This is a genomic window from Pseudomonas boreofloridensis (assembly GCF_030580795.1).
Lineage (GTDB): Bacteria > Pseudomonadota > Gammaproteobacteria > Pseudomonadales > Pseudomonadaceae > Aquipseudomonas > Aquipseudomonas boreofloridensis.
In genome coordinates, this window is record NZ_JAUQOQ010000029.1 from 25,866 (window position 1) to 37,946 (window position 12,081).

The 12,081-nt window shown below is 64.9% G+C and carries 11 protein-coding genes and 1 tRNA gene; 7 read left to right on the forward strand and 5 right to left on the reverse strand.

Features of this window, described 5'->3' with window-relative positions:
- The first annotated feature begins 47 nt into the window (after window positions 1–47).
- Entirely contained in the window at window positions 48–1,154 is a 1,107-nt protein-coding gene (aguA, locus tag Q6A47_RS22010) for an agmatine deiminase (RefSeq protein WP_039581360.1), read from the forward strand.
- Between the two features lie 435 nt (window positions 1,155–1,589).
- On the opposite strand, the gene ppk2 is transcribed toward aguA, so the two are convergent.
- From ppk2 to Q6A47_RS22040, 5 genes are all read right to left on the reverse strand, one after another.
- Window positions 1,590–2,561 carry a polyphosphate kinase 2 gene (gene ppk2, locus Q6A47_RS22020; protein WP_304485381.1) on the reverse strand — a complete coding sequence of 324 codons (972 nt, stop codon included), beginning with the start codon at window positions 2,559–2,561 and terminating at the stop codon, window positions 1,590–1,592.
- 170 nt (window positions 2,562–2,731) lie between these two features.
- Window positions 2,732–2,807 (reverse strand) — tRNA-Phe (locus tag Q6A47_RS22025).
- A gap of 122 nt (window positions 2,808–2,929) precedes the next feature.
- The gene (locus Q6A47_RS22030) at window positions 2,930–3,202 is read right to left on the reverse strand and encodes an oxidative damage protection protein (RefSeq protein WP_029612825.1); all 273 of its coding nucleotides are present in this window, start codon (window positions 3,200–3,202) and stop codon (window positions 2,930–2,932) included.
- Window positions 3,199–4,266, reverse strand: coding sequence for an A/G-specific adenine glycosylase (gene mutY, locus Q6A47_RS22035; RefSeq protein ID WP_304485382.1), 1,068 nt, complete (start codon window positions 4,264–4,266; stop codon window positions 3,199–3,201). Before mutY ends, Q6A47_RS22030 begins: the two co-directional genes overlap by 4 nt.
- Window positions 4,263–6,509: an AsmA family protein gene (locus tag Q6A47_RS22040; RefSeq protein WP_304485383.1), complete on the reverse strand. Its 2,247-nt coding sequence runs from the start codon at window positions 6,507–6,509 to the stop codon at window positions 4,263–4,265. Before Q6A47_RS22040 ends, mutY begins: the two co-directional genes overlap by 4 nt.
- A gap of 393 nt (window positions 6,510–6,902) precedes the next feature.
- Here Q6A47_RS22040 and Q6A47_RS22045 point away from each other — a divergent pair, with 393 nt between their 5' ends.
- The 6 genes from Q6A47_RS22045 to hisF all read left to right on the forward strand — a co-directional run bounded on the left by Q6A47_RS22045 (window position 6,903) and on the right by hisF (window position 11,943).
- Window positions 6,903–8,552: an OFA family MFS transporter gene (locus Q6A47_RS22045; RefSeq protein ID WP_039581349.1), complete on the forward strand. Its 1,650-nt coding sequence runs from the start codon at window positions 6,903–6,905 to the stop codon at window positions 8,550–8,552.
- A 198-nt stretch (window positions 8,553–8,750) separates the two neighbouring features.
- On the forward strand, window positions 8,751–9,344 hold the full coding sequence (gene hisB / locus Q6A47_RS22050; RefSeq protein ID WP_039581346.1) for an imidazoleglycerol-phosphate dehydratase HisB: 594 nt from the start codon (window positions 8,751–8,753) through the stop codon (window positions 9,342–9,344).
- A complete protein-coding gene (hisH, locus tag Q6A47_RS22055) occupies window positions 9,344–9,982 on the forward strand; it encodes an imidazole glycerol phosphate synthase subunit HisH (RefSeq protein WP_029612900.1) in 639 nt (212 codons plus the stop codon). Before hisB ends, hisH begins: the two co-directional genes overlap by 1 nt.
- Window positions 9,982–10,242: a DUF2164 domain-containing protein gene (locus Q6A47_RS22060; protein WP_029612901.1), complete on the forward strand. Its 261-nt coding sequence runs from the start codon at window positions 9,982–9,984 to the stop codon at window positions 10,240–10,242. Before hisH ends, Q6A47_RS22060 begins: the two co-directional genes overlap by 1 nt.
- A 103-nt stretch (window positions 10,243–10,345) precedes the next feature.
- Complete coding sequence (hisA, locus tag Q6A47_RS22065; RefSeq protein ID WP_039581342.1) at window positions 10,346–11,077, forward strand: 1-(5-phosphoribosyl)-5-[(5-phosphoribosylamino)methylideneamino]imidazole-4-carboxamide isomerase; 732 nt, start codon at window positions 10,346–10,348, stop codon at window positions 11,075–11,077.
- 95 nt (window positions 11,078–11,172) lie between these two features.
- Window positions 11,173–11,943 (forward strand): imidazole glycerol phosphate synthase subunit HisF, encoded by a 771-nt coding sequence (hisF, locus tag Q6A47_RS22070; RefSeq protein WP_304485384.1) that lies wholly within the window; start codon window positions 11,173–11,175, stop codon window positions 11,941–11,943.
- The last annotated feature ends 138 nt before the right edge of the window (window positions 11,944–12,081 follow it).

The following is a 12,081-nucleotide window of genomic DNA, read 5'->3' on the forward strand; positions in this document are numbered from 1 at the left end:
CAGCCATTCGTGGCCCGGGCTCGCCCCCAACTCTGCAGAGGCTTTCCATGAAGACCCTTGATTCGACTCCCCGCGCCGACGGTTTCCACATGCCCGCCGAGTGGGCGCCACAGACCCAGGTGTGGATGGTGTGGCCGGAGCGTCCGGACAACTGGCGTCAGGGCGGCAAGCCCGCGCAGGCGGCCCATGTGACCCTGGCCAAGGCCATCGCCCGCTTCGAGCCGGTCACCGTGGCGGTGTCGGCTGGGCAGTACGGCAACGCCCGTCGTCAGCTCGAACTGCCGAATATCCGTGTGGTGGAAATGAGCAGCGACGATGCCTGGGTGCGCGACACCGGCCCGACCTTCGTCATCGACGACCATGGCGAAGTGCGTGGGGTCGATTGGGGCTTCAACGCCTGGGGGGGCTTTGACGGCGGTCTGTACGCGCCGTGGAACCGTGACGAAGAACTGGCCGCCAAAGTCATGGAAATGGAGCGTTGCCAGCGCTATCACACCGAAGGCTTCGTGCTCGAGGGCGGCTCGATCCATGTCGATGGCGAGGGCACGCTGATCACCACCGAGGAATGCCTGCTCAATCGCAACCGCAACCCGCACCTGAGCCGCGAGCAGATCGAAGATGTCCTGCGCGAGCAATTGGCGGTGCAGACCATCGTCTGGTTGCCCGATGGGCTGTACAACGACGAGACCGACGGCCACGTCGACAATTTCTGCTGTTACGTGCGTCCAGGCGAAGTGTTACTGGCCTGGACCGATGATTCCAATGACCCCAACCATGCCCGTTGCCACGCCGCCTACGAGGTGCTGAAGAACACCCGCGATGCCAAAGGACGCGAGTTCGTGGTGCACAAGATGCCCATTCCTGGACCGCTTTATGCCACCGAAGAAGAATGCGCCGGCGTCGACCAGGTCGCCGGCAGCCAGCCGCGCGATCCCTCGGTGCGCCTGGCCGGATCCTACGTGAACTTCCTGATCGTCAACGGCGGCATCATCGCGCCCAGCTTCGACGATCCAGCCGACGCCCGCGCCAGAGCGATCCTCACCGAGCTGTTCCCCGACCACGAGGTGGTGATGATCCCCGGCCGTGAGCTGCTGCTGGGTGGCGGCAATATCCACTGCCTGACCCAGCAGCAGCCGGCGCCGGTCAAGCGCTGAGCCGGCCTCTACCCTGCCAGGGACGGTGCTGATCGAGCGTCGCTCGCGATGATCGACCAGCACCCTGGCACAGCTCTTGTATCGCATTCAGCCGGATGGTTCAGGCAGGGGCCACACCCCCGTTCTGTAACATTCACCCGGTAGTTTGGCCGCTCACGCCTCCAGGGAGTACGTGTCGAAATGAATGCAGCAAGTGAGTCGGCTATGTCCCCCGTGGCGATCGATCACGAATCGCTCAAGGTGTTGGCGCAGTGGTTGAAGCACCATGGAAGCCTCCGGGTCAGGAAGACCGATCCACGCCGCCTTCTGGATGCGCGATACCCGCAGGGATTGCTCAGCGACGCAGAGCTCGACGCGCTCGCCGCTGTCTGGCACTGACCGCCAGCCCGGTATCGCGACGGCAAACGCCACCGTTCACACGGTGGCGTTTGTTTTTCAGCCGGCCAGTTCCGTGGCCTCGTCCTCTTCGAAACCGCGCATCGCCCGCCCGACCAGCAAGGGGTCGGGGGCATGGGCGATGCTGTAGTCCTTGTCCGGATAGTCCAGGGCGTGGAGGAAGTGACGGATGCAGTTGAGCCGGGCGCGCTTCTTGTCGTCGGACTTGATCACGGTCCAGGGCGCATCGGCGGTGTCGGTGTGGAAGAACATGGCTTCCTTGGCCGCGGTGTAGTCGTCCCACTTGTCCAGCGACTTGATGTCGATGGGCGACAGCTTCCAATGCTTGAGCGGATCGTCACGGCGCGAGATGAAACGGCGCAACTGCTCTTCGCGGTTGACCGAGAACCAATATTTGAACAGCAGGATGCCGCTGTTGCACAGCATGCGTTCGAGGTCGGGGGCCTGGCGCATGAACTCCAGGTATTGCAGCGGCGAGCAGAAGTCCATCACCCGCTCGACGCCGGCGCGGTTGTACCAGGAGCGATCGAAGAACACCATTTCCCCGGCGGTGGGCAGGTGCTGGATGTAGCGCTGGAAGTACCACTGGCCCTTTTCCTGTTCCGAAGGCTTTTCCAGCGCCACGATGCGTGCGCCGCGTGGATTGAGGTGTTCCATGAAGCGCTTGATGGTGCCGCCTTTGCCGGCCGCGTCGCGTCCCTCGAACAACACCACGATGCGCTGGCCGGTGTCCTTGGCCCAGCTTTGTACCTTGAGCAGCTCGATCTGCAGCGCGTGCTTGGCCTTTTCGTACTCCTGGCGGCGCATCCGGGTGGCGTAGGGATAGCTGGCCGGCAGGCGGGCGCTGGTGCTGTCTTCGTTGCTGCCCTTGCGGGCGGTGGCCACTTCCAGTGCGGCAGGCTGTTGGCTGATGCGGGTGATGGTCGCTTCGGGCTTGCGCTTGCGGGCCCGAGCCGTGCGCGCGGCAGAGGCGGTGGGTGCGGGGAGGGGAAGAGGTGCGTCGTCGCTCATGGAGATCCTTGCGGGAATCGGGGGTCCATGGCGTAGCTTAGGGGGATGCGGAGGATGGCGGTTTGACATTGATCAAGCCCGGCAGCCAAATCCCAGGCAACAAAAAACCCGCACTGGGCGGGTTTCTTGTGTCGCTTCGGGTAACTTTGCAACCACCCGATGCTTAATGGTGGTGCCCAGAGACGGAGTCGAACCGCCGACACGAGGATTTTCAATCCTCTGCTCTACCGACTGAGCTATCTGGGCGACGGGGCGAATTAAAAAGGTTTTCAGATCTTGCGTCAACGACTTTTTGAAAAAATTTTAAATTAATTCCGTCGCTTACAGCCGTTGCCTGTTTTTTGTACAGACATGGGTCGTGCTCGGGCTCAGGCGCTCGGTGGCACGTAGCCTTCAGCCTGGGCGTAGTCCTCGCCGGCGAAGAACTTGTCCATCTCGGCCTGGAGGAACTTGCGGTCCTCGCCGTTCATCATGTTCAGGCGCTTCTCGTTGATCAGCATGGTCTGGTGCTTCTGCCACTCGTCCCAGGCCTTCTGCGAGATGTGTTCGTAGATGTCCTGGCCCTTGGCGCCCGGGTAGGGCGGGCGCGGCAGGCCCGGCAGCTCTTCGTTGTACTTGCGGCACTTCACGGTGCGGGTCATCGGGACTCTCCTGCAATCAATGCGTCGGCCGCGCGGGCCAGCAGTTTCTTCACGGGGGCGGCGAGGCCCAGGCGCGGCGGGGTGGCGAGGTTATACCAGAGCCAGTCGGGCTCGGCCACGTGCGGTCCGAGCGAGTCCACGCGGACCAGCCACGGCTCGATCGCCAGTTGGAAATGGCTGAAGGTATGGGTCAGGCCTTGCAGCGCCTGGCGTTCGGTCATGCGCAGGCCGTGCTGGTAGGCGAGGTCGTCGAGCTGCTCCAGGCTGTCCAGCTCCGGCAGGCTCCACAGACCGCCCCACAGGCCGCTGGAGGGGCGGCGGTAGAGCAGGATGGCGCCTTCGTGGTTGGTCAGCAGCGGCATCAGCGCCCGGCGCTGGGGCAGGGCTTTGCGCGGCTTGGGCTCGGGGTAGCGCTTTTCCTCGCCCAGCAGGTGCGCTTCGCAGCCGCGCTGCAGCGGGCAGATCAGGCAGCTGGGCTTGGAGCGGGTGCACAGCGTGGCACCCAGGTCCATCATCGCCTGGGTGTAGTCGTTGACCCGCGTCATCGGCGTGAAGCGCTCGGCCGCCATCCACAGGGCATTGGCGACCTTTGGCTCGCCGGGATAGCCGCCTTGCGCGGTGAACCGCGCCAGCACGCGCTTGACGTTGCCGTCGAGGATCGGCGCGCGCAGGCCCATGCTGATACTGGCGATGGCACCGGCGGTGGAGCGGCCGATGCCAGGCAGTTCGGTGAGCTGGGCGACGCTGCGCGGGAATTCGCCCGCATGCTCGGCGACGACGATCTGCGCCGCCTTCTGCAAGTTGCGCGCACGGGTGTAGTACCCCAGGCCTGTCCACAGGTGCAGCACTTCGTCTTCGGGCGCCTCGGCCAGCGCCTGCACGGTCGGCAGCGCCTGCATGAAGCGGTCGAAGTAGTTGAGTACCGTGCTCACCTGGGTCTGCTGCAACATGATTTCCGACACCCACACCCGGTACGGGGTGATGCCCTGTTGCCAGGGCAGGTCGTGGCGGCCGTGCTGGTCGAACCACTCCAGCACGACGCTGGAGAACTGCTGGGGGCTCATCGTTTGAACAGCCCCTTGAGCGCGTCCTTCAATTCCGGGCTGACCTTGTCGCCGAGCTTTTCATCGAGCTTCTCGTCGATCTTGTCTTTCAGGCGATTGCCGGCCAGCTTGGCGGCGACCTTGCCCAGGCCGTCCTTGTCCAGGCGGCAGGCCTTGGCGCCCAGCTCCAGCGGGCCGCGGCAGCGCAGCGGCAGCTCGACGCCGACGTAGCGCTCGTTGACCTGGCAGGCCGGGTCGGGCATGGCCCGCTGATCGCCCTCGACCAGTACGCCGATGCCGTAGTCCATGCCCAGCACGCGCAGGTCCACGTCGCCATGGCCGTTGACGGTCAGGCCTGGGATGCGCACCTTCAGGTCCGGGTTGCTGGCCACGCCGTTGCGCACCACCAAGGTGCCGCGCAGTTCCTGGAACGGCGTGTCCTTGGCCCGTGGCTCGCCGCTGAGCTGCTTGCGGTTGAGGGTGGCGATGGCCTGGCACAGTTGCTGTTCGAGGTTGGCGTTGACCAGCACGCCATCGGTGATGGTGAAGCTGGCATTGCCATTGAGCGTATCGACCAGTGCTTTCTGGCTGTTGCCGCTGGCAGTGAGGTCGCTGGACAGGGTCAGCAGGCCTTTGACCGGCGGGGCCTGATCTGGCGTGTCGCGCTTGATGAAGTGCTCGACCGGTACGCGGGTGATCTGCGTGTTGACGCCCAGTTGCGGCACGGCCGGGCGCACGTCGACCGTGCCCTTGGCCTCGAAGCTGCCGTTGTACAGGCCGCCGCGCAGGGTCTGCAGGGTCAGCAGGCCGCCTTGGCCGGAGGCTTGCAGGTGAGCGTCGGTGATCGGCAGCTTGTCCAGGGTCAGGGCGCCGAACGACAGGTCGGCTTGCAGGTCCAGGGCACGCAGGCGATCGACCGGCAGCAGCTTGTCGGTGCTCCAGGCCACTTGGGTGGGTGCGGTCGGCAGCGGCGTGGAGCCGGCCCCGGCGACTGCCGTGGCTTCCTGTTGCTGCACCTCGGCCTGACGCGCGGCCTTGGCACCTTTGGCCTCCTCGCTCTTGGCCGGCAGGTAGCGGTCGGCGTCGAACTTGTCGCCCTTGAGCTGCACGCGCAGCGCCTGCTTGGCGAAGTCTTCGATGGCGACGCGGCCGGTGAAGCTGCTGTCATCGAGTTTCACCGCCAGGTCTGGCAGGGCAATGGCGGTTGGCGAACCTTCCAGGCGGGTGACCAGTTCGAGCTTGGCGAAGGCGTTCGCATCGGCGGTGGCCGGCAGCGGATGGCCGATGCCGTCGAGGAAGGTGCGCAGGTTGAATTGGGCGATGGACAGCGCGCCGCTGATCTGCGGGGTGCTGCTCAGGTCGCGCAGGTTCAGCTCGCCGAGTGCACGCAACTGGTTGGCCGAGACCTTGAGGCCAGTCCAGGAGGCGACGTCGGCGCCCAGGTCGGCCAGTACCTGGCCCTGGGCGGCGAAGGTCACGGTCTTGCCGGCGGTTGGCTCGCCCGAGGTTTCGCCGGACAAGCGCATGTCTTCGAGGCTATAGCGCTTGAGCTTGCGATCGAAGCGCAGATCGCCGACCAGCTCGGTGCGCGCCTTGATGTTCGGTTCGCTGGCGCTGACGAAGGCACTGGCTTTGATCGGTGTGCTGACGCCGTCATGCACGGGACCGGTGCTCAATTGGATGCTTTCGGCGCCATAGCTCCTGCCACTCTGTTCGTCGGTGAACTGCACTCGCGCGTTGTTCACGGTGAGGCTGTCGATGTCCAGCTTCACGGCGCGTTCGTTGGCATCGCCCTTGGCAGGCGCAGGCGCTTCGCTCGGCTCGGCTGGGGCCGTCGGGGCGCTGGCGTTCTGCTCGGGCAGCGGCTTGCCGATGTCCTCCCAGTTGCCGTGGCCGTGCGGGTCGCGCACCAGGGTCAGGTTCAGGCCTTCGACGCGCACGTCGCTCATCTGCACCTCGCGGCGCAGCAGCGGCAGGACGCGCACCGACAAGCCGAGCATCTGCAGGTCGGCGAACGGCTGCTTGGGGTTGTTCAGCGTAGCGATGCTCGCCTCATGCAGCTCCAGGCCCAGCCAGGGGAACAGGCTCCAGCCGATGTCGCCGTTGAGGGTCAGCTCGACGTGGGCCTTCTTGCGGGCCAGCTCGCGGATTTCGTCTTTGTAGTCGTTGGGATCGAAGAGGTGGGTCAGGGCGAAGCCCAGCGCCACGATGATCAGCAACAACCCGAGAAGTCCAAGCCCCAGGATTTTGCCGAACGCTTTCATGGGCGAGTCCTTGTAGTCCGATGGATGAATTCGAGCGGCAGAGTATAGCGCCGTGCGCGCCGCTTCTGAGTAACTGACGCACGATAGAGGGCGTTTGCCATGAAAGGGCTTCGACAGCGTCGCCCGACACAGTTCCGTTCGGAGACTGCCCAGCCTGATCGGACGCAAACGCTTGCGCACGAAATCACGGGGCGAGCAGATTTATGAAAAATAATGATGTCAGTTTGATCTCGCCGTCACTTTATGCTGGTAACCTTGCCTCGCTTCCGGAGTGTCCGCGACCGATTGTCGCGGGGCAGTGATGCCGAAAACGGCGCGTAATTCGCCTTGTGTGCCGCGAAACGCCAGGGAAACGATCCGTAAGCACTGACAATTCATATAAGGATCGAATCCATGACTAGCAGCAACACGACAGGGGCGGCGCCAGGCTTCCTGTCCAAGGAGCGCATCATCGCCCGCCCGGGCTTCAACCGCTGGCTGGTACCCCCGGCGGCATTGGCTATCCACCTGTGCATCGGCATGGCCTACGGCTTCTCGGTGTTCTGGCTGCCGCTGTCGCAAGCTATCGGCATTACCGCACCAGTGGCCTGCTCGCCCGACCTGGGCTTCATCGCCCGTCTGTTCAGCGCCGACTGCGACTGGCAGATCTCGATGCTGAGCTGGATCTACACCCTGTTCTTCGTCTTCCTCGGCTGCTCGGCCGCCGTGCTGGGCGGCTGGCTGGAACATGCCGGTCCGCGCAAGGCTGGCCTGGTCTCGGCGCTGTGCTGGTGTGGCGGCCTGGTGATCTCGGCCATCGGCATCAAGACCCATCAGCTGTGGATGATGTGGCTGGGGTCGGGTGTGATCGGCGGTATCGGCCTGGGGCTGGGCTACATTTCGCCGGTTTCGACCCTGATCAAGTGGTTCCCGGACAAGCGCGGCATGGCCACCGGCATGGCGATCATGGGCTTCGGTGGCGGGGCGATGGTGGGTGCACCGCTGGCCACGGCGCTGATGGGGCACTTCGCCAACGGCCAGGAAGTGGGCGTGTGGCAGAGCTTCATCGCCATGGCGGCCATCTATTTCGTGTTCATGACCGCAGGCGCCCTGGCCTACCGGGTGCCGCCGACCGGCTGGAAGCCCGAGGGCTGGACGCCGCCGGCGAAGAAAGCCAACGCCATGGTCACCGACCGTCACGTGCACGTCAGCGTGGCCTGGAAAACCCCGCAGTTCGCCCTGGTGTGGCTGGTGCTGTGCCTGAACGTGTCGGCCGGTATCGGCATCCTCGGCATGGCTTCGCCGCTGCTGCAGGAAGTGTTCGGCGGCAAGCTGCTGGGCAACGACCTGAGCTTCAGTGAGCTCAATGCCGCGCAACTGGCGCAGATCGCCGCCATCGCCGCGGGCTTCACCGGCTTGCTGAGCCTGTTCAACATTGGCGGACGCTTCTTCTGGGCGTCGTTCTCCGACTACATCGGGCGCAAGAACACCTACTTCGCCTTCTTCGCCCTGGGCGTGGGCCTGTACACGCTGGTGCCGAACATGGGCCACATCGGTAACGTCGCGCTGTTCGTGGCGGCGTTCTGCATCATCCTGTCGATGTACGGCGGCGGTTTCTCGACCGTTCCGGCCTACCTGGCCGACCTGTTCGGCACGCAGATGGTCGGCGCGATCCACGGCCGCCTGCTCACCGCCTGGGCGGCGGCCGGCGTGCTCGGCCCGGTGCTGATCACCTACCTGCGTGAGGCGCAGTTGGCGGCCGGCGTGCCGCGCGCCGCTGCCTACGACATGACCTTGTACATCCTCGCCGGCCTGCTGGTGCTGGGCTTCATCTGCAACCTGCTGGTGCGTCCGGTGGCTGACAAGTACTTCATGACCGATGCCGAGCTGGCCGCCGAGCGCGCACTGAGCCACGACAAGGGCGCCGACGGGGCCAAGTCGCTGGAATGGCACGCCGCGCCGGGCAGCCTGCCACTGGTGCTGCTGGCCTGGGCGGTGGTGGTGATTCCGCTGGCCTGGGGCGTGTGGGTCACCTTGCAGAAGACGGCGGTGCTGTTCCACTGAGGCCGATGACAGCCGGCTGATGGCTGGCTGCGATGGCCCTATCGCGGGGCAAGCCCGCTCCCACAGGTTCTGCACTGTGGGGGCGGGCTTGCCCCGCGATGCATTTACGGCGTCGCCACACGTCATCCGCGTTTCAAGCCGGCGCGTTCTGGGCCTATAATGCAGCCCTTTTCGCCCAATGATTTTGCGGAGCTGGTGATGGTCGAACGTAAGGCTTCCGTCGAGCGCAATACCCTGGAAACCCAGGTCAAGGCCTCGATCAACCTGGATGGCAGCGGCAAGGCCCGATTCGATATCGGCGTGCCTTTCCTTGAACACATGCTCGACCAGATCGCCCGGCACGGGCTGATCGATCTGGACATCGAATGCAAGGGCGACCTGCATATCGACGATCACCACACCGTCGAAGACGTCGGCATCACCCTCGGCCAGGCGTTCGCCAAGGCCGTCGGCGACAAGAAGGGCATCTTCCGCTATGGCCATGCCTACGTGCCGCTGGACGAAGCGCTGTCGCGCGTGGTCATCGACTTCTCCGGCCGCCCGGGCCTGCAGATGCACGTGCCGTTCACCCGCGCTTCGGTCGGCGGTTTCGATGTGGACCTGTTCCAGGAGTTCTTCCAGGGCTTCGTCAACCACGCGCTGGTCACCCTGCACATCGACACGATCCGCGGGCACAACACCCACCACCAGATCGAAACCGTGTTCAAGGCCTTCGGCCGCGCCTTGCGCATGGCCGTGACGCTCGACGAGCGCATGGCCGGTCAGATGCCTTCGACCAAGGGATGCCTGTGATGCAGACCGTCGCCGTCATCGACTATGGCATGGGCAACCTGCACTCGGTGGCCAAGGCCCTCGAGCACGTGGGCGCCGGCAAGGTGCTGGTCACCAGCGACGCGGCGGTGATCCGCGAGGCTGACCGCGTGGTATTCCCCGGCGTGGGCGCAATCCGCGACTGCATGGCCGAAATCCGCCGCCTGGGCTTCGACGCCCTGGTGCGTGAAGTCAGCCAGGACCGTCCGTTTCTCGGCATCTGCGTGGGCATGCAGGCGCTGCTCGAACACAGTGAGGAAAACGAAGGCGTCGATTGCATCGGCCTGTTTCCCGGCCAGGTGCGGTTCTTCGGCAAGGGCCTGGAGGAAGACGGCGAGCACCTGAAGGTGCCGCACATGGGCTGGAACGAAGTCAGCCAGTGCGTCGACCATCCGCTGTGGCACGACGTGCCGGACCGCGCGCGTTTCTACTTCGTGCACAGCTACTACATCCAGGCCGGCAAGCCGGGCCAGGTGGTCGGTCGTGGCCATTACGGCGTCGACTTCGCCGCCGCACTGGCCGACGGCTCGCGCTTCGCCGTGCAGTTCCACCCGGAAAAAAGCCACACCCATGGCCTGCAATTGCTGCAGAACTTCGTGGCCTGGGACGGGCGCTGGTGATGAGCCGCTCGAAAACCAAGGCCCCCATCCTGACGCTGGCCCCCGAGCAGGAGCGCCAGGCGCTCGACACGCTCAAGCGCTTTCTCGAAGACCGCTTCGAGCTGGAGCTGGGCAGTTTCGAGGTGGCCGAGGTGCTCGAGCTGTTCAGCCGCGAAGTGGCGCCGCATTACTACAACCGGGCGATCGCCGATGTTCAACTGCACCTCAAGGAGCGGTTCGAGAGCATCGAAAGCGACCTCTGGGCTTTAGAGAAAAGCTGAAAGCCTCAAGCGCCACGCTTCCAGCCAACGCTTGATCGCCGATCCGACACATAACGCGCATTGCAGCTTGTCGCTGGCAACGTGCAGCTTGAAAGGAAAGAGCATGCTGATCATCCCCGCTATCGATCTGAAGGACGGTGCCTGCGTGCGCCTGCGTCAAGGCCGCATGGAAGACTCCACGGTGTTCTCCGATGACCCGGTGAGCATGGCTGCCAAATGGGTCGAGGGTGGCTGCCGCCGCCTGCACCTGGTCGACCTCAACGGCGCCTTCGAGGGCCAGCCGGTCAATGGCGAGGTGGTCACTGCCATCGCCAAGCGTTATCCGACCCTGCCGATCCAGATCGGCGGCGGTATCCGTTCGCTGGAGACCATCGAGCATTACGTCAGGGCCGGTGTCAGCTACGTGATCATCGGCACCAAGGCGGTCAAGCAGCCCGAGTTCGTCGCCGAGGCCTGCAAGGCCTTCCCCGGCAAGGTCATCGTCGGCCTGGATGCCAAGGACGGCTTCGTCGCCACCGACGGCTGGGCCGAGGTCAGTTCGGTGCAGGTCATCGACCTGGCCAAGCGTTTCGAGGCCGACGGCGTCTCGGCGATCGTCTACACCGACATCGCCAAGGACGGCATGATGCAGGGCTGCAACGTGCCCTTCACCAAGGCCCTGGCCGAAGCCACCTCGATCCCGGTGATCGCCTCGGGCGGTATCCACAACCTGGGTGACATCAAGGCCCTGCTGGACGCCAAGGCCCCCGGCATCATCGGCGCCATCACCGGCCGTGCCATCTACGAAGGCACTCTCGACGTCGCCGAGGCCCAGGCCTTCTGCGACAACTACTAAGCGCTGCAAGCTACAAGCGGCAAGCTGCAAGATGGAGAGCGCTATGCGAGCCGCTTGCAGCTTGAAGCTTGCCGCTGCCTTCAGGAGGCTGACCCATGGCTTTAGCCAAACGCATCATCCCTTGCCTGGACGTGGACAACGGCCGGGTGGTCAAGGGCGTCAAGTTCGAGAACATCCGTGACGCCGGCGATCCGGTGGAGATCGCCCGGCGCTACAACGAGCAGGGCGCCGACGAGATCACCTTCCTCGACATCACCGCCAGCGTCGATGGTCGCGACACTACGCTGCACACCGTCGAGCGCATGGCCAGCCAGGTGTTCATCCCCCTGACCGTCGGCGGTGGCGTGCGCAGCGTGCAGGATATCCGCAACCTGCTCAACGCCGGGGCCGACAAGGTGTCGATCAATACCGCTGCGGTCTTCAACCCGGAGTTCGTCGGGGAAGCGGCCGATCGCTTCGGCTCGCAGTGCATCGTCGTCGCCATCGACGCCAAGAAAGTCTCGGGCCCCGGCGAAGTGCCGCGCTGGGAGATCTTCACCCACGGCGGGCGCAAGCCGACCGGGCTCGATGCCGTGGCATGGGCGAAGAAAATGGAAGCGCTGGGGGCGGGGGAGATCCTGCTGACCAGCATGGATCAGGACGGCATGAAGAACGGCTTCGACCTGGGCGTGACCCGTGCCATCAGCGATGCGCTGGGCATTCCGGTGATCGCGTCGGGTGGTGTGGGCAACCTGCAGCACTTGGCCGACGGCATTCTGGAAGGGCATGCCAGCGCGGTGCTGGCGGCGAGCATCTTCCACTTCGGCGAGTACACGGTGCCGGAGGCCAAGGCCTACATGGCTTCGCGCGGGATCGTGGTGCGCTGATTCAGTGAAGCGGGCCGCCAGGCGGCCCAATCGCGGGGCGCGCCCCCCCCCCCCCCCGGGGGGGGGGGGGGGGGGGGGGCCCCGCAGGCTAAAAATCTCTTTCTGACACAAAACCCGCGTGATCGAGGGTTTTCGGGG